We start from the raw sequence: 19790 nt of genomic DNA, 5'->3' as shown, positions 1-19790 counted from the left end.
AACGGTCAATCATTGTGTTGGTTCCAAACCCCTAATCCTACTTATTCGGACTATGTGCGCACCGTAGAGGAGCGCATTTATACAGGTCACATGCCTTTAATGGAGGAGAATCATGAGTAAAAACGCGATGACTGTTGCTGTTGCTGCGACTGCGGTTGTAGGTGTCGGTGCCCTGGTGCTCACTGGTGCTCTGTCTGGTGGTGGTTCGTCGGCTCCGTCATCTACCCCTGCGGATAGCGTGGCGGAGGTCTGTGAGGGGTGGTTTGTAGATCATGGCGCGTGCCAAATCGCGAAAGCTCGCGAGGCGGCGGAAGAGGCGTGTTCCTTTGACCCGACCGACGAATTTTTTGCGGAGGTTCGGGCACGTCAGTGTGAAAGCGCCCAGTCCCGCGCGGTAGAGGTAGAGCGTCTGTATAGCATGTCAGAAAACCCGTCTGACCTGCAGATTTCGCCGGTCACGGCTCCCTATGCTGCCCCCACAGAGCGTATCTGCCTGACCTATGAGGACGTGAATCGGGTTACTGGTGAAACGGTTCCTGGTAGGTGCGTTGTGCGTGTGGTGCCTACCTAGCCCCGGTGGGGAGTACAGAGGGGCGACAGCCCCTTTGTCCCTGCCCCGATAGGGCGGGTGACCTCCTGGCTTTGTTCTCCGTCGTCTAGGTGTGGTGACCCCGCGCCTCTCTTGTGTCTTCTTCTTTGACCGCGCCCGCGACGGCGGGCGCACCTTTACCTTGTTTTAGTTCTGATTTCGTTTCTTTTTTGAAAGTTGGTTTTAGAAAAATGGCTTCGTTGCTTACTCCCGGTGAGGTGGCTCGCCGTTTGGGTGTGTCTCGTCAGACGCTGATGCGGTGGCGTGCTCGTGGAGTTGGTCCGGATTTTATGCAGGTTGGCGAGTTGGTGCGCTACGTCCCTGAGAGTGTGGATGATTACGCTGCTGGTAGGGTGCGTGAGCAGTAATGACTGGTCAGGTGCCGTATTTCGGTGATTATGCTGGCGAGTGGCTGTCGATGCATCCTGTGGCGGAAAAAACTGCGGAGGATTATCGCTGGCTGCTTGCGCAGTATCTACAGCCTGCGTTTGGAAATTTGCGTCTTGATCAAATTACTTACCGTGATGTGCAGGGTTGGGTTATGGAGACCGCTCCGCACGCCTACCATCAGGTACGGCAGGCGTTGAGCATTGTGCGTCAGGTCTACCGGCTCGCGGAAATCGAGGGGTACGTTTCTTCATCGCCGGCGAAGTTGGTCAAAATGCCACCAGCTACCCGTGCGCTCCCAGATCCTTTGAGTCCTGATGAAATTCAGCGTGTAGCCCAGCAGTTGTCGGGTCGTGACCTACTGATTTTCGAGGTGCTGGTCTACGGGGGCTTGCGATTTTCCGAGGTCACAGCGCTAAAGCCGTCATCAGTGCATGATGATTACGTGCTGGTGTCGGGCGGTCTTATCCCCGCTCGCGGCGGTGGCTGGCTACGGTCTGACGGCAAAACCCATCAGCGGCGGCGGGTGTATCTTCCCGGTTTTGTCATGGAGCGACTGAAGGGGTATGCAGCCCAGTGTCAGACTGAGCTGTTGTTTATTTCGGCTGTTGGTACGCCGGTGCACAGGACGAACTGGACGGCGAGGGCATTGCAGCCTGCGTGTGCCCGTGCGGGTGTGAGGAAAATCACACCTCATGCGCTCCGTGATACTTGCGCGACCCTCGCGCTGCGGTCGGGTGTTGCTCCGCAGGTCGTTGCTGCCCACCTTGGTCACGCTGATGCGACCACGACGCTTCGGCATTATGCGGGGGTAGTGGCGGGTGACCTCGAACATTTGTCTGTGTCGCTTCAGGATGCGGTAGGTGCGGTAGTGCCCCCACCAGGGCTCGAACCTGGGACAAAAGGATTATGAGTCCTCTGCTCTAACCGACTGAGCTATAGGGGCAAGGATTGGGCATTGTGAAGTGACAATTAAGCACTATGAACCAGTGTCCAAAACCTCATAGCATCATAGCAATCTGCCACCGTGCGGTGATAAAAGCCCTATACCCAGCGGGTTCGGCTGCCATTGCGTGGGTTCAATGAAGCTAAGTGTTTCCGTGTCGACGAAGGTAATCCCCGTTCTCAACGAAGCTGATCTTTCCGCAAAGTTACGACTTTCGGTTGATGAATCAGTGCTTGGACACTTCTAGCATTAGTCCTATGAGTACAAAACCTTCCTTGAGCAGCGCCGACGTCTCAGCCGACGCACAACCCGGTGCCACAGCGAAAGCGAAGGGCACCACCGTCATGGCAATCGCCAACGAGGATCAGATCGCTGAGTTCGCGGCCTCACCACAGCGCTGGTGGGGTTTGCTCGTGCTCGCGGTTGGCCTCGGCATGATCGTCCTGGACGGCACCATCGTCGGTGTTTCATTGCCGACCATCATTTCGGAGCTGAGTCTCGACATCGTGGGCGCGCAGTGGATCACCACAATCTACTCCGTCGTTTTCGCCGCACTACTCCTGACCTCTGGCCGCGCTGGCGACCGCTTCGGCCGTCGAACGCTTTTTCTCGTCGGTCTGGTCATCTTCACGGTCGGCTCCGTCGTGGCCGCACTTTCCACAGCCTTGGCGCCACTGGTCATTGCCCGCGTCATCCAAGGCATTGGTGGTGCGTGCATTCTGCCGTCGACATTGTCCAGTGTGAATGCACTATTCCGTGATAAAGATCGTGCCACCGCATTCGGCATCTGGGGTGCGGTCATGTCTGGTGCTGCAGCAGTCGGCCCACTCCTGGGTGGCGTGCTTACGCAGTTTGCTGGTTGGGAAGCTATCTTCTGGGTCAACGTGCCCATCGCCGTCGTGCTTTTCGTCCTTGCGCTGCGTTGGGTGCCGAACACCGCAGGCGATACCAATGGCGCGGGTGGCTTCGATGTCCTTGGCCTGGTGTTGTCTGGAATTGGCTTTGGTGCCGTGGTCTTCGGCATCATTCAAGGCGCCAAGATAGGGTTTGCTTTTCCCTCCGCACCCGTCGTCACGCTCTTGGTTGGTGCGGTGGTGCTTGTCGCTTTCGTGCTGTGGGAAAACAGTCGTCGGAAGAACGCGGATCCTGCGCTGTTGGACGTGTCGATGTTCTCCTACGCCACGTTCAGCTGGGGGAATACCACGGCGATGCTTGTCGCGGTGGGTGAGTTCGCGCTGGTCTTCGTGCTGCCGCTCTACCTGGTGTCGGCGATTGGCTTATCGACGATCGCAACCGGCCTGGTCCTGGCAGCAATGGCTCTCGGTGCGTTCTTCGCAGGTGCCATGGCGCGTCATCTGGCAGCTCGGATTACCCCGGCCGGTGTGGTGATTGTGGGCCTTGGTCTCGAGGTCTTTGGTTCGCTGCAGTTGGCGGCCGAAGAGCGCGTTGACCTGCCGCTGTGGCTGGTTGTGTTTGCATTGATTGTCTACGGTCTGGGTCTTGGCCTGGCATCGGCACAGTTGACCTCGCTGGTGCTTGGCGATATTCCGGTGCGGCTGTCGGGGCAGGCATCGGCAACGCAGTCGACAATTCGGCAGATTGGTTCGGCACTCGGTGCAGCACTCGGTGGCATGGCGCTGACGATTGGGTTGGATCGTGAGATTGCGAAGCTGTCGCCGGGCCTGGAGCAGATGGGGCAGGGGCTGAAGGATTCCGCTGGCTCGATGCTGATTGGTCTGCGTGCGCAGGGTGCTCCCGACGGTGTGTTGGTGCCGCTGACAAATGCGTTTGCACATGCCACGCAGTTTGCGCTGTATTCCGCTGTCGGCGCGTTGACTATTGGCTTCCTCTGCTCGCTGAAGGTACTGCAGTTGCGCAGGCAGGCTGAGAAATCGAATTAGCGATGTGGAATATTCGGGTGAGGGGCCGTGTTGGAAATTGGTGTCACAACATCAATCGTGGCAGTCTTATCGTTTGTCTCTTAACCGGACTTGCTAGATAGAAATGACCAACATGAAAATGCTCACAAAGCGGCGTTGGCTCGATTACGGCCGAATCTCCACTTCCTCCTGTCGCTAAACACTTCGGGGCTTCCGCCTCGCTGCGCCTGTCTCTTCGAGGCTGAGCTCAGCGGCCCCGGACCCCGTCGCGCGCATTTGTCAGACGGCATAAGGCGCGGCACAAGTGTTTTCAGAGAAATAAAACTCCAGGAGGAAAAGTGAATAAATTTAAATGGGCGACCGGCTTCGGTGCCCAAGTTGTCTATGGCCTGATTATTGGTCTCATTTTGGGCTTCATGGCCCGCAGTACTGGCGATGACTCCTCGCTGCGCACAGCGCTCGACGAGGTCGGCAGTACCTACGTCACGCTGTTGAAGCTGCTCATCCCGCCGCTGGTGGTCACCGCGGTCGTGGTGTCGATTGCCAACCTGCGCCAGGTCGCAGGCGCAGCCAAGCTGGCTGTTTCGACACTGATTTGGTTTGCCATTACGTCCTTTGTATCGGTGGTCATCGCCATCGTGCTGGGCTTGGTCATCAAACCGGGCGTTAACTCTGGTGTGGATGCCTCGGCGGCGCAAGAGCCGAGTTCCGTGGGCTCCTGGTGGGGATTCCTGCAGAGCATTGTCCCGCAGAACTTTCTCGGCCTTGGCGTGAAGATCAGCGAATCTGACGGTGCTGTATCCGGATCGCTGAACTTCAACGTCCTGCAGCTGCTGGTCATCGCGATTGTCTTCGGTGTCGCCGCAGTGAAGGTTGGCCCGAAGGCTGAGCCATTCATCGAGTTTTCCGGCTCTCTTTTGACCATCGTGCAGAAGGTGCTGTGGTGGGTCATCCGCCTGGCACCAATTGGTACCGCGGCTCTGATCGGCCACGCTGTCGCTGAGTACGGTTGGGAAGCACTCGGCAGCCTGGGCAAGTTCGCCATTGCCATCTACATTGGTCTGTTCCTGGTCATCGCAGTTGTGTACCCAGTTGTGCTGAAGATTCATGGCATTAGCCCAATCGACTTCTTCCGTCGCGTCTGGCCAGTGACCTCGCTCGGCTTCTTCACCCGTTCGTCTATGGGCGTCATGCCGGTCACTGAGCGCGTTGTTTCCCGTCGTTTGGCAGTACCGGATGAGTACGCCTCCTTCGCCGTGCCGCTGGGCGCCACCACGAAGATGGATGGTTGCGCCGCCATTTACCCGGCTATCGCGGCTATCTTCGTCTCGCAGTTCTACGGTGTGCCGTTGGACTTCACGGACTACCTGCTCATCATCTTCGTCTCCGTCATCGGTTCGGCAGCAACTGCTGGCACCACCGGCGCTACTGTCATGCTGACCCTGACTCTGTCGACCCTTGGCCTGCCACTCGCCGGCGTCGGTCTCCTGCTGGCTGTCGAGCCGATCGTGGATATGGGCCGCACTGCGGTGAACGTCACCGGTCAGGCTGTGGTCCCGTTGGTCGTCGCAAAGCGTGCGGGAATCTGGGACAAGGACGAGTGGGACGCCAGCGCCAACGCCGACCTGTCGCCAGCCGACGAGTCGGACGACGAGTCTGCAGACGCGCCTGCTGAGAAGTCCGAGTCCGCCACGCTTGCGTAGTCTTGAGAACATGACTTCTTGGAAGCCCTCTGTTCTTGCGCAAGTTGATCAGTGGCCAGTTGACATGGTCGCGGCTGCCGTGCGTGCCGACGATGGCAGTTGGCACACCCACGGTGATAGCGGTCGCGTGTTTGAGCTCGCCAGCGTGACCAAGTTGCTAGCCGCCGTGGGAATGCTTGTGGCCGTCGAAGAGGGTGCATTGGAGCTCGACCAAGAGCTCACGCCACCCGGTCACGGCGCGACTGTGCGTCACCTTCTGGCGCACGCCGGCGGGGTGGGGTTTGCCAGCCGCGAGCTGGAAAAAGAACCAGGGGAGCGGCGCATTTACTCCTCCGCGGGCTTTGACATCATCGCCGATGCCATCGCTGCGGAGGCAGAGATGCCGTTTAGTGAATACCTGCGCCAGGCCGTGTTTGAGCCGCTGGGGATGGCGGATTCCGTACTGGATGGCTCGGCAGGGCATGGCGCGCGTAGCAGCGTCGCTAATCTCATGGCCTTCGTCGATGAGATCTTCACCCCGACTCTGCTGCATCCCGATACCGTGACCGAAGCGTTGACCGTGCAGTTCCCGGGCCTGAATGGTGTCGTGCCGGGCTATGGTATGCAACGTCCGGCCGATTGGGGCCTGGGTTTTGAGATTTTCGGACACCCCGATTCCAAGCAGGGGCTGTGGTTTGGTGCTTCGATGCCCAAGGATGTCGCAGGCCACTTCGGGCAGGCGGGCACGTTCCTGTGGCTGCATCGTCCAACCGGACGGGCGGCGATCGCGCTGACCGACCGAGATTTCGGCGAGTGGGCTAAGCCGCTGTGGACGGATTTCAATGATGAACTCTGGCGTGAGCTGGAAGAACACGCTGAAGATTAAGGGGATATGAGCTAAGTCGGCGTCGCTTGCGGCGCCGATTTTTCGTCTCAGCGATAAATCACATCTGGGGGATTAAGGACAACTTGAGGGTTGCCAGCAGCCGTCTCGGAAATAACAATCATAAACACGTGCAACGCAAACCTCAGAAGTGTTGTTTTACCGCAGTGCTTTTTTCTGCAGTGTGGCAAGTGTCGTTGGATGAGTTCGTAGGGGAAGACGAATCTCGTCTTACACCAATTGACCGCAACTTTTCCGAGGACCTTCGTCTATGCGCACCCAACTTTCAGGCGTTCTGTGGATTCACAGCATGCCAGGGCCGCTGCAACCACACATCACGTGGGCGCTGGCCCGACTCAGCATGCCCGATGGCACGAAGCCACGCCGGGATATTTGGCGTGCGACCGACCAGGATGCCACTTTGTGCGCCGAGGTGCCTTTCACTGCAAGTGCTGACACCATCGCCACACTGGTGGACAACCTGGCTAGGTGGCCCCGCCTCTATTTCGAGCTGGCGCAAGACCCAGCCGTGGATGATGACGGCTCCGCCATCGATGGCATGCGCTACTGTCATACCCCGCAGCTGGGGACTTTCGCCGGACAGACCGATGCCGCCGGAAACATCGTGGTCAACGAGGATGCGCTGCGTTCCATCATGGCACGCGGCGGCGACATCGCAGGCGCCCTCGACGCGGCCATCGGCGGGCCGTGGGATCGCGTGTTAGAGCCGATGCGCATGATGACGGCAGGCTACGCCCCCGAAGAGTGCTTTACGACGTCCACCCCTGCCGGACCCGACAGTGCCAGCGGCAACTCGGCCGCTGGCAACGCAGACCTCGGTGGGGTAGAGGCAGCTAACGTGCTGCAGCTCTACCCGCGCCGGGCGGCGATGTAGTCAACTACATCGCCAAGGGTCTTAAACGAGGGAATGTCCTCGTCCTCAATGCGGACTCCCAGCCCTTCCTCACAGCGGACGGCCAACTCTACGACGCTCAAGCGGTCAAAGCCGTAGTCGGTCAGCGGAGTGGGGAGCTCTAAGGACTCCACCTCGTCGTTAGCCATCTTTTTGACGATTGCCGCGACCTCGCCGTGAAGACCTGCGGGCAGGTCAGCGTCGGCGGAACCCTTCTTCGAGCCCGCGTTCGCTGCATTGAGAGAGGCATCGTCAGCGTCACCGGCTCCGGTGACCTGTGTGCCCAATAGGGCGCTGAGCTGATCTCCAAGGCTAGAGGTCATTATTCAGCGTCCTGAGTGGTTGCGGTTGGATCGGTAATCTGCAGCTCTTCGGCTGCTTCCTGGGCGACACTCTTGTCGAGCTTGCCAGCGCGTGCCAGTGCGGCCAGGGCCGCAACAGCGACTGACTCGCCGTCGGAGTTGAAGTAGCGGCGAGCGGCCGGACGGGTATCCGAGAAGCCGTAGCCGTCGGTGCCGAGGACGGTGTAGTCACCCGGAACCCACTTGCGAATCTGCTCCGGGACCGCACGCTGGAAATCAGTCACCGCGATGAACGGCCCATCGGTGTCGGACAGCTGGCGGGTAACGAAGGCGTCCTCGACCTCTTCAGCCGGGTTGTGCAGACGCTCAGTGTCACGCTCGTGTCCATCGCGAGCCAGCTCATTCCACGAGGTCACCGAGTAAATCGAGGAAGCCACACCGTAGTCTTCCAGGATGTCCGCGGCGCGCAGCGCCTCCTGCATGCCAATGCCGGAAGCCAGCAGGTTGACATGCTTGTCGCCCTCAGCCTTGCGGAAGCGGTAGATACCGCCAAGCAGCCCTTCGACATCGAGGTCTTCCGGGACAGCCGGCTGCGAAGTCGGCTCATTGTAGATAGTGAGGTAGTAAATGACATCTTCGCCGCGCTCCGGACCATACATGCGGTCGATACCGTCGCAGACGATGTAAGCAATCTCGTAGCCGAATGCTGGGTCGTAGGAGACCACGGACGGGTTCGTAGCTGCCAGCAGCTGGGAGTGACCGTCCATGTGCTGCAGGCCTTCACCTGTCAGCGTCGTGCGACCGGCGGTAGCGCCGAGTAGGAAGCCGCGGGACATTTGGTCACCGGCAGCCCAGATGGAGTCAGCCGTGCGCTGGAAACCGAACATCGAGTAGAAGATGTAGAGCGGAATCATGGCCACGCCATGGGTGGCGTACGCCGAGCCGACAGCGGTAAACGACCCCACAGAGCCCGCCTCAGAAATGCCCTCGTGCAGAATCTGGCCGTCCTTCGCTTCCTTGTAGGACAGCATCAGTTCATGGTCGACCGGGGTGTAGTTCTGGCCGTGCGGGTTGTAGATCTTCAGCGTCGGGAACCAGGAGTCCATGCCGAAAGTGCGGGCCTCATCAGGGATGATAGGCACGAAGCGGTCCTTGAGATCCTTATCGCGCATCAGGTCCCTGAAAACACGCACCGTCGCCATAGTGGTGGCAACCTTTTGCTTACCTGATCCCTTGAGGAGGTTTTTCAGGGTTTCCGGCTTTGGCGTTGTCAGTGGTTCGTAGCTAGTGCGACGCTCCGGCACGAAACCGCCGAGTTCCTTGCGGCGCTCCAGCATGTACTGCACTTCCTCGGACTCCGGGCCCGGGTTGTAGTACGGCGGCAGGTAAGGATCCTTCTCCAGCTCCTCGTCGGAGATCGGAATGCGCTGGTTATCGCGGAAAAGCTTCAGATCATCGAGCGTCAGCTTCTTCATCTGGTGGGTCGCGTTGCGGCCCTCGAAGTTATGGCCGAGGCCATAGCCCTTAACCGTGTGCGCCAGAATGACGGTCGGCTGGTCCTTGGTCTCCAAGGCCTTCTTGTAGGCAGCGTAAATCTTGCGGTAGTCGTGGCCACCGCGACGGAGGTTCCAAATCTCCTCGTCGGTCATGTCCTCGACCAGCTTGGCAGTGCGCGGGTCACGGCCGAAGAAGTGCTCGCGCACCCAAGCGCCGTTGTTAGCCTTCAGCGTCTGGTAATCGCCATCGCAGAACTTATTCATCAGGTCGACTAGTGCGCCGTCCTTGTCCTTAGCGAAGAGCTCGTCCCACTCGCGGCCCCAAACGACCTTGATGACATTCCAACCAGCGCCGCGGAAGAACGACTCCAGCTCCTGGATGATGCTGGTGTTGCCGCGCACCGGACCGTCGAGGCGTTGCAGGTTACAGTTAATGACGAATGTCAGGTTATCCAGGTTGTTCAACGCCGCATGCTGAATGGCGCCACGAGATTCCGGCTCGTCCATTTCGCCGTCACCGAGGAAGGCCCAAACGTGCTGCTGGGAGGTGTCCTTGATGCCGCGGTCATGCAGGTAGCGGTTGAAGCGTGCCTGGTAGATGGCGTTGAGCGGACCAAGGCCCATGGACACCGTCGGGAACTCCCAGAACTCCGGCATGCCATGCGGGTGCGGGTAGGAGGGAAGGCCATTGCCCTCGCCGAGGGAGACTTCCTGACGGAAACCGTCGAGGTCCTCTTCGGTCAGACGCCCCTCTAGGAATGCGCGGGCGTACATACCCGGCGAAGCGTGGCCCTGGAAGAAGACGTGGTCACCGCCGCCTGGGTGGTCTTTGCCGCGGAAGAAGTGGTTAAAGCCGACCTCGTAAAGCGGTGCGGCGCCCGCATAGGTGGAGATATGTCCGCCCACGCCGATACCCGGACGCTGTGCGCGATGGACCATAATTGCCGCATTCCAGCGGATCCACTTGCGGTAGCGGCGCTCAATGTCCTCATCGCCAGGGAATTCCGGCTCCATCTCAGTCGGGATGGTGTTGACGAGGTCTGTCGAAGTCAGTGGCGGTAGAGCTACGCGCTTTGCCGTGGCACGTTCCAGCAGCCGCAGCATGAGGAAGCGTGCGCGCTCCGGGCCTGCCTCTTCTAACAGGCCGTCGAGAGACTCAAGCCACTCCTTGGTCTCTTCAGGATCTGCATCCGTGAGATAGGAGGCGACCCCATCACGGATAAGGGCAAAGTTTGACTCATCAGAGTGGGCTTGTGGCGTACCCGACGAGATATCGGACATTGTGAGCTCCTTTCAGTCCCTGAAGGAAAGGCAAAGGTTATTTTTCTCCACTCTACGTCTGAATCGTTTGTTGTGCCCCTAGCCGTTTCTTGCACACGCTTTCACCGAACAATCCGGTCGGCTTTACGACGAACATTGCGAAGAACACTGCGAAAACTGCACCTTTTTGGGGAAATTCTTATTTTGCAGCTGTGAAAAATGTATTTGAGCGGTAAAATTTCCCCACATAGCTCGAAAAATCGAGCTGAATATTTTTTCTAGAGGAGGAAAAGGGAAGTGGTCAACGCCACAGGCGCTGCTCATGAATATGCGAGCAGGCTCGGCATCAAGGAAGGTCAGCTAGTCCAGGAGGTTGGCTGGGATACAGACTGTGACTCAGCAATCAGTGAGTCGGTCGAGAATTTCCTGGATGCAGACCTGCTCGACGAAGACACGGATGAGGTTGTCGACGTCGTATTGCTGTGGTGGCGTGAAGAAGACGGCGACTTGGTCGATGGTCTTGTGGATGCTTCCCGCCCTTTGGAGGATGAAGGCCGCGTTTGGCTGCTCACGCCAGGCGCTGGTCAGCCGGGCGCCATTGATCCTGGCGTGATTGATGAGTCCGCACAGCTTGCTGGTTTCTCCAATACCTCGGCGCTTCGTCTGGGGGATTGGCAGGGCAATTGCCTGGTGCAGCGCTCTAGCTAGCCGGTTCTAGCTGATTGGCTTTAGCTAATCAGCTAAATTTGGCCACTAGCTGAGCTGTTGCTGGGTAGGGCTGCCGTGAGGCGGGCTGTCGTCGTTGAGAAAGTCTGCTTAAATAAACTGGATAAACGCTGTGTGTAGTGCGAAATTGGCAATCTATGTTTGCCGTGTGTTAAAGTTTCGCAGCAGCGCGGCGATAGCTCAGCGGTAGAGCTCTGGTTTTACACACCAGCGGTCGGGGGTTCGAAACCCTCTCGCCGCACAGTCATAATCCGTCCGGATTCTCGTAATGGAGAAACCGGGCGGATTTTTGTTTGTGCTAAACTCCCGGTCTGTGCGTTTTACCAAATCGCTAGTAACCATCATTGTTGCCGGATCTCTACTTGCGGGCCCACAGGCCTACGCAATTGGAGGAGACGGTAAACCAGTAATCGACGCTGCCACCTGTAAGGCAATGGTCAAAGCCGCAAATGCAGGCGAGCCGGTGGAGGATCCATCGATTCTCCATCTCTCCGACAAGATGCCTTCCTACCTTGCCGACGGCACCCTGGACTACGTTGTTGCTCCAGACTTTCCGTACCGCGCGCAGCTGGACGCTGCTGCCCAAGAGTGGAATGAAAAGCTCGGTGGCAAGGTCGTGCTCCGGGAAGTGACCAAAGACAAAGCTGATTCGGATACCGTGAGCGTTCGCTACGTGCCTAAGCCGAACTCGCACGTTTTGGCTTCTGCATCGGAAATTAGTAAAGAAATGACGGTTTTCGTTACTTCCACACTCTATCCTGATGCAATTCGCAGCACGCTTGCACACGAGTTTGGGCACCTACTCGGTATCCGGCACACCTGTGATTACACCTTGATGGCTGCATCTTCGCACCGTCATCCGGCAGCACATGTCACTCCGCTCGATGTCGTAGCCGTTCTGCAGGGACAGTTCGATTAAATTGCGTATAAAAGCCAGAAGTCGACGCCTCTGGCGACGCGGTGCAGTCATCGCTGCAGGATATGCGCTTGACCGCATTTTCGCAGATCCCACCAATCACCATCCGGTGGCCCTCTACGGGCAGGCTGTCAGCAAGCTTGAGCGCCGAATCTACGCCGACTCCAAAGGGTGCGGTGTAGCTTTCACCACCATCGCCGTGGCCACACCGGTAGCGCTAACCGCTGCGGCCAGCACAGTTGCTCCGAGCCTCACGCTGGCTGCTGTCACGTGGGCGTCGCTTGGTGGCACCACTCTTCGCCGCACTGGTGAACGCATGGCCGACCGACTCACCTCCGGCGACATCAATGCCGCTCGTGCGCTAGTGCCGTGGCTGTGCTCGCGTGATCCGGAATCCCTCGACGCTGATGGCATCGCCCGAGCCACCGTTGAATCGCTCGCCGAAAACACCTCCGACGCCGTCACCGGCACTCTCATGTGGGGTGCCATTGCAGGAGCTCCTGGTGTGGTCGCTCATCGAGCGGCCAATACCCTCGACGCGATGGTGGGGTACCGCAACGCTCGCTATCGCCAGTTCGGGTGGGCTAGTGCACGGCTTGACGACGTCGCCGGGTTCCTCCCCGCGAGACTTACAGCTGTCGCAACTGTGGTTGCAGGTCCGGATCGTCGTCAAGCATTGGCAGCGTGGCGACGAGACGCCGGCAACCACCCAAGCCCGAACGCAGGCGTCGTGGAGGCGAGCGCTGCAGGCGCGCTGGGGCTGCAGCTGGGTGGTAAGACGGTGTATCCCAGCGGTGTGGAGATGCGCCCAGTGCTGGGCAGTGGTCGGAGACCTGCGGTGGCAGATGTTCGGCGTGCGGCTGAGCTGAGCAAGCGAGTGCAAAATATTGTTGCGCTCAGCTGTGCGGGAGCTGTGGTTGTGGCCGGATGCGTCCGGCACGCGAAGGCGCGAGCTGCGAGCTAGAAGCGTTCGTCGTATCGGTTGTCGCGGTAACCTGCGGCGCGGTGGCCAGTGTTGCCGTAGCGTTGCGCCATGCGCTGGCGGTGCAGCTCGGCGGCGCGATCCTCTTCGGACTTAGCCTGCGGAGGAGTGGGAGTGGTGGCATCGTCCGATTCGGGTGTTGCGTCCTCAGAGTCATCAGCGTCATCTACTGGTTCCGCGGCTTCGGCATCGCGGAGGTTCTTAGCCATCTCCTCTTGCTCCGCGCGGTCTCGTCTGCGCTCGACGATTTCAGCACGAATGAACCAGACGACGGCCAGCGGTACGAGAGCGCCGAAGAAGATCCACTGAATGCCGTAGGAGAGGTAGGGGCCGGACTCCAGAGTGGGCAGTGGAATGGCCTCGATGACGGCATCGGATTTGTCCGAGAGCTGAAGCCAATCGGGGTTGAGTTCGGTGTCGACTAGCTCGGACACTTCCTTGGTGTTGATTCCGTAGACCTGCGGCGGGGTGCCGGGGATTGGGGCGGTCTCGGCGGGAATCTCGTTTCGGCGGGTAAAGGCCGAGATAGTCAAGGTGCCCTTCGGGGCTGGCTCAACATTGGGGGTGCTGGAGTCTGTCGGGCGTACAAAGCCGCGGTTGACCAGGTAGTTTTCGCCATTGTTAGCGACGAAGACATCGAGTACCTGGACGGCGGGGGCTCCATTGACCGGACGGTTACGCAATAGCACGCGTGTATCCGGCAGGAAGGACCCGGTGGCGGTAACGCGACGCCATTCGTTGCCCTCGACGAATCCTTTGCCCTTGGGCATTAGCTCATTGACATCTACGGGGTCGAGCTCGAATGAGTGCTCAAGCTGCTGATTGCGATGCTGCGTCGCGGTGTTCTTACCCAACTGCCACGGAGCCAGAACAGTAAATGCGAGATAGGAAAACGCAATGGCGACAATGGCAGTGAGAACCCATCCAGGGGTCAGAAACTGGCGCACATTCTTAAACACATTCATTGAGCTTACCCGGTGGTGTGGATGGCACTAGAGCGGCTGGTGGTTGGCGGTGCGGAGATTGAGTGAACTTCGGGTAAAGTTGTTTGAGCGTATTTGACGGGGAATCTACCCGGGGATAGATGGAAAGAGAGGTGTCGTGGTGGGCACGCAAACAGCGAAATCTTCGCCTTCACGCCGCTTCAGCACAGTCTCGCGCCAGTTCATCAAGTTCGGTCTGGTCGGCGGCACAGGTGTGGTTGTCAACCTGATTGTCGTGATTATTGCCCGCAAGTTGGGCCTCAGTCTGGGCACCAATGAGCATGACGTGTTTATGAACCTGTTCGGAACGCGGTGGAATATCCGTTACTCCCACGTCTATGCAACTCTGGCGTTTGTCGTGGCTAACATCTGGAACTTCCAGCTCAACCGGTCCTGGACCTTCCGAACTGACAATCGCCCGAACTGGTTTAGGCAGTTCTTCCCGTTTTTATTTGCAGGTATCTCAGCGCTGATTGTGAACCTGGTTGTCATCACGCTGCTGACTAACCCCACCTCGCCGCTGGCACTGCCGGTGGATATTTTCGACGACTCCACCGGCTTTAGAAACCGCCTCTACTGGGCAAACCTTATCGGCGTTATTTTGGGCACGCCCGCTAACTTCATCTTGAATAAGATTTGGGCGTTTCGAAACCGGGGCAATGCCAGCAAAACAAAAGAAAAGGTTGTTTTGAAACCTTAGCGCTCAGAGGCCAGCGCCAGAGTCTCACGCAACCATGCGATGATTCCCGGCGTCGCGGCCTCAATTTCGTTTCGAGTGCGGACGAATCCCTCCGGACCTCCGTAGTAAGGATCGGCCACGACGGCCCCCTTCGGGGATGCCGGGTCGAAGGAACGCATCAGGCGAATCTTCTCTTTTGGCACGCCAGCGTGGAGTAGACCATTGATGTGCGATTCATCCATGGCGATGAAAAGCGTTGCATCCATGTGCTCATCGCCCAGCTGTGCCGCGGTGTGGTTCGGATCGTAGCCAGCATTTTCCAGCTCGGCTTGCGCTCGCTCGTCGGCGGGTTCGCCGACATGCCAGCCGCCGATTCCGCAGGAGGCGAGCAGGACATCGTCGGCAAGCGCATTGGCTTCAACCGCGTCACGGACGATGATTTCAGCCATGGGGGAGCGGCAGATATTTCCGGAGCAGACAAACACGACGTACACGGACTCAGTACGATGCGACGAGTTCATAAGCATAATAGGCAAAACCAAACTTCTCGGAAAATAAAAATAGGATTGTCACTAATCGTTGACGAGTCTTAAAGATACAACATTTCCCGCACAACACGATTCAGGTCCTCAGGCGAGGACGCCACCGCCGCTGCCGATGCCCACTCAGATTCCGAGCCGTAGCCCCATTTAACAGCGATGGCGGGGATGCCGAACTGTGCGGCGCCCTCAAAATCATGGATGCGATCGCCAACCATTACGACCGAACCGTGCGGACGCACTGCTTCATCGGTTTCAATGCCCAACTCCTTGAGCGTGTACTCAATGACCTCAGTCTTAGTCTGTCGTGAGCCGTCGTCGCTGGCGGCGCCGATGAAGTCAAAGGCGTCGAGAAGCCCGAAATTGTCCAGGGTCTTGCGGGCGAAGTAGTCGCCCTTGGACGTCGCAGTGGCTAGTTGGACACCAGCTGCCCGCCAATCGCGCAGGAGCTCCGGCCAGCCGGGGAACATCTCGGCACGCTGCCAAGCACCGGCGTGTTGATGCTCCATGTACACAGCGAAGGCTCGGTCGACTTGTTCGTCGGAAAGTCCGAGGGATGCGAGTGTCTCCACCATTGGCGGGCCGGGGATCGTGTTGATAAAGCTCTCGGGCGGAAGTGGGTGGTCAATTGCCTTCAATGCAAGGCGGAACCCATGTGCGATTGCGGGGAGAGAATCGGCGATGGTGCCGTCGACATCAATAAGGACAGTGGGGCGATGGCCAGTGGACATATTGTTCATCCTAAAAGGTCATTAGGCTGGATGGCATGTTAGACGACCCGCTGCGCTATCACGGCGATCAGGCCGCCCATGGCGCTGACCTGGACTTTGCCGTCAATGTTCACGGCACCACACCGCAGTGGCTGCAGGACTCGCTGGCCACGTCCCTCGGAGAACTTGCCGCGTATCCGTCTGCGCAGCTCGATGCCGACGTCCGCGCTGCCATTGCCACCAACCACAATCGCAGCGCCGACGAGGTACTGCTTCTCCACGGCGTCGCCGAGGGCTTTTCGCTCTTGCCGCACCTGGGCTTGCCCGCCACCATCGTCCAGCCGCAGTTCACCGAACCTGAAGCCGCGTTCCGCGCCGCGGGAGTCGGGGTGGATTCGCTGGTACTACCGTCGCCGTACACGCTCACGCCTACGCTTGCCGACGTCCACGAGAACGCCTCCTCCCCGCATTCCCAGCAGCTTGACGGTCGGATGGTCATCATCGGCAATCCGACTAACCCCACCGGTGTTGCTCATTCAGCGGATGACCTGCGGGGGCTCGCCAGCCGTTGTGGGATCTTGGTCGTGGATGAGGCATTTATGGACGTCGCCGATGGTGAGATTATTCGGCGGTGCTCACTAGCTGATTGCAGGCCGGGGGAAGCGAACAGTATCCCCGATAATGTCATCGTTTTCCGCAGCATGACTAAGACCTGGGCAATCGCAGGCCTGCGCTGTGGTTACGCACTGGGAACCCCTGAGCTCCTGGCGAAGTTGGGGCGACTGCGTCCGCACTGGCCACTGGGCACGCTGCAACTTACCGCTATGGCGGCAATCGCGTGTCGCGAGGCAGAGCTGTTGCCACAAATCCGCGCTGAGATTGGTCAGCAGCGCGAGGCTATGACACAGCTGTTAGTAGCCGCCGGCTGGCAGGTGTTGGATTCCAAGGCTCCCTTTGTGCTGGCGCGCCCGGGGGTTGCCCTGAGCACGCATGATGGTCCGGACGCTGCGGAGGTTGACGTCGTCAAGCACGAGCGCCTGAGACAGCGGCTCGCTGCGCGCGGAGTAGCCGTGCGGCGTTGCGACACCTTCGCCGGTTTGGACGGTTCGTGGTGGCGGCTGGCTGTGCGAGACGAGACCAGTGTGCGGCGGCTCATTGCGGAAGTAGCGGATTTGCTGTCGCAGAACTGATGGGTCGGGGCAGAGTTCACTACGCTGGAAGAGAAGCTGGAGAGAAATGCATGTTGAAGGGATGGATGTATGACGGACTCTGCGCAGACCCGTGCCGAGGGCAATAACGCAGTGGTGACCGTTGCCGACGTGCGTGCGGCGATGGACGCGGCCTACCCGCCGGCACTGGCGGAGAACTGGGATAAAGTTGGCCTGATCTGCGGTGACCCGCAGGATGAGGTGCGTCGCATCGCGTTGGCGCTGGACTGCACTGACGAGGTTGCAGATCGCGCGATTGCCTCCGGTGCTCAGATGCTCGTTGTGCACCATCCGCTGCTTCTGCGTGGTGTGAATTCCGTGGCGGCGGATACACCGAAGGGTCGGATTATTCATAAGCTGATTCGGGCAGGTGTAGCTCTTTTTGCAGCGCACACCAACGCTGACAGCGCCCGACCGGGTGTCAACGACCAGTTGGCCACGGTGCTCGGAGTTGAACCGGGTGCGCCGCTAGCTCCGCAGCCGGCTCCCGGCTTGGATACCTGGACAGTGAAGGTTCCGGCAGATCACGTCGATAAGGTCGCGCAAGCCATGTTTGAGGCGGGCGCGGGCACTATCGGCGACTACGACAGCTGTGCGTTTCGCATTAACGGCCGCGGCCAGTTCCGCCCGCTGAGCGGGGCGAATCCCTTCATCGGTGCCGAGGGGCAGATTGAGTATGTCGAGGAAGTACGCCTGGAGATGGTCGCGCCACGGTCCGTGCGCGCGGCGATTGTCAAGGCTCTCGTTGCAGCGCATCCGTATGAGGAGCCGGCCTTCGATATCGTGGACAATCAGGCTACCGGCTTGGATCCGCAGCAGGCTGTGGGCATTGGGCGAGTGGGCACGCTGGATACGCCGATGCCATTTAAAGACTTCGTCGCCCGTGTGGCTGAGCGCCTGCCTGCAACGGCATGGGGCGTGCGTGGCGCAGGCGATCCGGAGCGGATGATTCGCACGGTTGCCGTCGCATCTGGTTCAGGTGACTCTTTCCTGGACACTGTGGCAAAGATGGGCGTCGATGCGTTCGTTACCTCTGACCTGCGGCATCATCCTGTCGATGAGACACTGCGGACCGCGGACTTCTGCGTGGTGGACACGGCTCACTGGGCCAGCGAGTTCCCCTGGTGCTACCAGGCCGCAGACATGCTGGCCGAGAGGCTCGGGGTCGCGACCGAGGTCCTTGAGGTGCGCACCGATCCCTGGACAGTGGCAGAATCGTCGACACAGGCAAGGAAGTGAAGACCATGAGGCTTAGTCCACAAATCCAAGTTGCGATGTTGGAAAAGGCGGAAAACCAAACTCTGTTGGATGGGCTCACCGCCCGCCAGAACGTTCTGCCCGAGCGTGCCGAGTTGCAGGAGCTGCGCAAAAAGCACAGCCGTCAGGCCAGTGAGGCAGCGCGCTCCAAGCTCAGCGCCTCCGATATCGGCCGCGATATTGCCAAGCTGGAATCGGACATCAACAAGCTGAAGGCTCGCGAAAAGGCTGATCGTCTGTCGCTCGGTGCCGCAGAAGACGCATCCACGCGCCGTGACCTCGAGCACGACCTGCGCTCCACCAAGCGGCGCCGCGAACGCGCTGAACAGGAACTCCAGCAGTATGAGCGCATGCAGGAGGCCTATCAGGTCGACGCTGAGCACGAATACGACGCCGACGAGGCGCACGATGACATCGTCGCTGCCAAGCAAAGGCTTAACGACGCCGAGGTTGACCTCATTGCGCGCATTTCCATCGCTGAGACCCGAATCGAGGAGGCTGACAAGCTTATTGATGGTTCGGCAGCCAAGCTTTACCGTCGTCTAGCGCTTGCTAATGGGATCCCCGTTGCACGCCTGAACGGACGCACCTGCGGTTCCTGCTTCATGGAGCTCGATGTCGGAACCGTGCATGAATTCACCACGCTCGCGCCGGAAGAAGTGACGTTTTGTCCTGAATGCGGTGCGATGATTGTGCGTGCGGAAACGCTGGGAGCGGTGAAGGGCAAGTAGATGAGCCAGGCTGCAGACAAGCGCGATAGCGCGCCGGGCTGGACGGGGGCGACTACCGACCCCACGCGGTTGGTGCTGCTGCGCCATGGGCAGTCGCCAATGTCGATTCGCCGGGAGTACTCGGGAAGCCGTTCGAACCCCGACCTGACAGAGGTGGGCAGACAGCAAGCGGAAGTGGCAGCACGTCACCTGGCGGCGCTGGTCGATAGCGGCAACATGAGTTTCTCGGCGATTGTGGCCTCTCCACAGCGTCGTGCACAGCAGACCGCAGAGGCGGCAGCCAAAGCGCTCGGGCTGGACATCCACGTTGAAGAGGATCTGCGCGAGACCGACTTTGGGCAGTGGGAGGGCATGACTTTCTCCGAGGCTCACAACGCCACCCCTGAGCTGCACAGTTCCTGGCTTGCGGATCCGGCCGTGGCGCCACCGGAGGGGGAGGATTTCCGCACGGTCGATAGCCGAGTGAGCGCCGCGCGTGAGCGCATCGCTCAACAATTCGGTGCCTCGGATGTGCTGGTAGTCAGCCATGTCACGCCAATCAAGTCGCTGCTGCGCCAGGGGCTCGGCTGCGGCTTTGAAATCTTCACTCGCCTGCACTTGGACCTGGCCAGCCTCTCCATCGCGGAGTTCTACGCAGATGGGCCGACATCAGTGCGGCTGATTAACGACACCAGCTACCTGCGTGGTTAGCAGCCGAGCACGGCGGGTTATTTGAATTGCG

The 19790-nt window shown here is 59.4% G+C and carries 19 protein-coding genes, 2 tRNA genes and 1 pseudogene; 16 read left to right on the top strand and 6 right to left on the bottom strand.

What is annotated here, in order from left to right:
* Window positions 1-112: 112 nt before the first annotated feature.
* From HMPREF2787_RS07860 to HMPREF2787_RS11420, 3 genes are all read left to right on the top strand, one after another.
* Window positions 113-571, top strand: a complete 459-nt coding sequence (locus tag HMPREF2787_RS07860; RefSeq protein ID WP_141763277.1) for a hypothetical protein — start codon at window positions 113-115, stop codon at window positions 569-571.
* Between the two features lie 209 nt (window positions 572-780).
* Complete coding sequence (locus tag HMPREF2787_RS10905) at window positions 781-957, top strand: helix-turn-helix domain-containing protein (RefSeq protein WP_082149761.1); 177 nt, start codon at window positions 781-783, stop codon at window positions 955-957.
* Window positions 957-1889: a tyrosine-type recombinase/integrase gene (locus HMPREF2787_RS11420; RefSeq protein ID WP_371441146.1), complete on the top strand. Its 933-nt coding sequence runs from the start codon at window positions 957-959 to the stop codon at window positions 1887-1889. Before HMPREF2787_RS10905 ends, HMPREF2787_RS11420 begins: the two co-directional genes overlap by 1 nt.
* Here HMPREF2787_RS11420 and HMPREF2787_RS07855 read toward each other — a convergent pair.
* Window positions 1849-1922: transfer RNA gene (locus tag HMPREF2787_RS07855), tRNA-Ile, on the bottom strand. The two genes, HMPREF2787_RS11420 and HMPREF2787_RS07855, sit on opposite strands and share 41 nt — an antisense overlap.
* A gap of 257 nt (window positions 1923-2179) precedes the next feature.
* Between HMPREF2787_RS07855 and HMPREF2787_RS07850 the strand changes: the two genes are divergently transcribed.
* The 4 genes from HMPREF2787_RS07850 to HMPREF2787_RS07835 all read left to right on the top strand — a co-directional run bounded on the left by HMPREF2787_RS07850 (window position 2180) and on the right by HMPREF2787_RS07835 (window position 7262).
* Window positions 2180-3823 (top strand): DHA2 family efflux MFS transporter permease subunit, encoded by a 1644-nt coding sequence (locus HMPREF2787_RS07850; protein ID WP_083326678.1) that lies wholly within the window; start codon window positions 2180-2182, stop codon window positions 3821-3823.
* 317 nt (window positions 3824-4140) lie between these two features.
* Entirely contained in the window at window positions 4141-5505 is a 1365-nt protein-coding gene (locus HMPREF2787_RS07845; protein ID WP_070858933.1) for a dicarboxylate/amino acid:cation symporter, read from the top strand.
* Window positions 5506-5515: 10 nt separating this feature from the next.
* A complete protein-coding gene (locus HMPREF2787_RS07840) occupies window positions 5516-6370 on the top strand; it encodes a serine hydrolase domain-containing protein (RefSeq protein ID WP_070858932.1) in 855 nt (284 codons plus the stop codon).
* 268 nt (window positions 6371-6638) lie between these two features.
* Window positions 6639-7262, top strand: a complete 624-nt coding sequence (locus tag HMPREF2787_RS07835; RefSeq protein WP_070858931.1) for a DUF3145 family protein — start codon at window positions 6639-6641, stop codon at window positions 7260-7262.
* On the opposite strand, the gene HMPREF2787_RS10895 is transcribed toward HMPREF2787_RS07835, so the two are convergent.
* Window positions 7238-7603, bottom strand: coding sequence for an acyl carrier protein (locus tag HMPREF2787_RS10895; protein ID WP_083308422.1), 366 nt, complete (start codon window positions 7601-7603; stop codon window positions 7238-7240). The two genes, HMPREF2787_RS07835 and HMPREF2787_RS10895, sit on opposite strands and share 25 nt — an antisense overlap.
* A complete protein-coding gene (gene aceE / locus HMPREF2787_RS07825; RefSeq protein WP_070858930.1) occupies window positions 7603-10359 on the bottom strand; it encodes a pyruvate dehydrogenase (acetyl-transferring), homodimeric type in 2757 nt (918 codons plus the stop codon). Before aceE ends, HMPREF2787_RS10895 begins: the two co-directional genes overlap by 1 nt.
* 276 nt (window positions 10360-10635) lie before the next feature.
* Between aceE and HMPREF2787_RS07820 the strand changes: the two genes are divergently transcribed.
* The 4 genes from HMPREF2787_RS07820 to HMPREF2787_RS07805 all read left to right on the top strand — a co-directional run bounded on the left by HMPREF2787_RS07820 (window position 10636) and on the right by HMPREF2787_RS07805 (window position 12944).
* A complete protein-coding gene (locus HMPREF2787_RS07820; protein WP_005511050.1) occupies window positions 10636-11046 on the top strand; it encodes a DUF3052 domain-containing protein in 411 nt (136 codons plus the stop codon).
* A gap of 187 nt (window positions 11047-11233) precedes the next feature.
* A tRNA-Val gene (locus HMPREF2787_RS07815) sits at window positions 11234-11305 on the top strand.
* Between the two features lie 72 nt (window positions 11306-11377).
* Window positions 11378-11983 (top strand): zinc metalloprotease, encoded by a 606-nt coding sequence (locus HMPREF2787_RS07810; RefSeq protein ID WP_141698021.1) that lies wholly within the window; start codon window positions 11378-11380, stop codon window positions 11981-11983.
* Window position 11984: 1 nt separating this feature from the next.
* Window positions 11985-12944 (top strand): cobalamin biosynthesis protein, encoded by a 960-nt coding sequence (locus HMPREF2787_RS07805; RefSeq protein WP_246824243.1) that lies wholly within the window; start codon window positions 11985-11987, stop codon window positions 12942-12944.
* On the opposite strand, the gene HMPREF2787_RS07800 is transcribed toward HMPREF2787_RS07805, so the two are convergent.
* Window positions 12941-13927: an SURF1 family cytochrome oxidase biogenesis protein gene (locus tag HMPREF2787_RS07800; protein ID WP_049170162.1), complete on the bottom strand. Its 987-nt coding sequence runs from the start codon at window positions 13925-13927 to the stop codon at window positions 12941-12943. The two genes, HMPREF2787_RS07805 and HMPREF2787_RS07800, sit on opposite strands and share 4 nt — an antisense overlap.
* Before the next feature lie 136 nt (window positions 13928-14063).
* On the opposite strand from HMPREF2787_RS07800, the gene HMPREF2787_RS07795 reads away from it, so the two are divergent.
* Window positions 14064-14645: a GtrA family protein gene (locus tag HMPREF2787_RS07795; protein WP_042388795.1), complete on the top strand. Its 582-nt coding sequence runs from the start codon at window positions 14064-14066 to the stop codon at window positions 14643-14645.
* Here the strand turns inward: HMPREF2787_RS07795 and HMPREF2787_RS07790 are convergent.
* Together HMPREF2787_RS07790 and HMPREF2787_RS07785 are read right to left on the bottom strand one after the other, a co-directional pair.
* Entirely contained in the window at window positions 14642-15145 is a 504-nt protein-coding gene (locus HMPREF2787_RS07790) for a low molecular weight protein-tyrosine-phosphatase (protein WP_369707166.1), read from the bottom strand. The two genes, HMPREF2787_RS07795 and HMPREF2787_RS07790, sit on opposite strands and share 4 nt — an antisense overlap.
* 68 nt (window positions 15146-15213) lie before the next feature.
* On the bottom strand, window positions 15214-15894 hold the full coding sequence (locus HMPREF2787_RS07785; protein WP_049170165.1) for an HAD hydrolase-like protein: 681 nt from the start codon (window positions 15892-15894) through the stop codon (window positions 15214-15216).
* A gap of 35 nt (window positions 15895-15929) precedes the next feature.
* Between HMPREF2787_RS07785 and cobC the strand changes: the two genes are divergently transcribed.
* From cobC to HMPREF2787_RS07765, 4 genes and pseudogenes are all read left to right on the top strand, one after another.
* Window positions 15930-17063, top strand: a complete 1134-nt coding sequence (gene cobC / locus HMPREF2787_RS07780) for an aminotransferase class I/II-fold pyridoxal phosphate-dependent enzyme (RefSeq protein ID WP_049170167.1) — start codon at window positions 15930-15932, stop codon at window positions 17061-17063.
* Between the two features lie 69 nt (window positions 17064-17132).
* Complete coding sequence (locus HMPREF2787_RS07775; protein ID WP_070858928.1) at window positions 17133-18320, top strand: Nif3-like dinuclear metal center hexameric protein; 1188 nt, start codon at window positions 17133-17135, stop codon at window positions 18318-18320.
* 5 nt (window positions 18321-18325) lie between these two features.
* Complete coding sequence (locus tag HMPREF2787_RS07770; protein WP_049189597.1) at window positions 18326-19069, top strand: zinc ribbon domain-containing protein; 744 nt, start codon at window positions 18326-18328, stop codon at window positions 19067-19069.
* Window positions 19070-19093: 24 nt separating this feature from the next.
* Window positions 19094-19759, top strand: a pseudogene (locus tag HMPREF2787_RS07765) (histidine phosphatase family protein); the annotation flags it as partial.
* Window positions 19760-19790 lie beyond the last annotated feature (31 nt).

The organism is Corynebacterium sp. HMSC061H03, assembly GCF_001838215.1.
Taxonomy (GTDB): Bacteria; Actinomycetota; Actinomycetes; order Mycobacteriales; family Mycobacteriaceae; genus Corynebacterium; species Corynebacterium jeikeium_D.
This window is presented reverse-complemented; position numbering and strand designations above follow the sequence as displayed.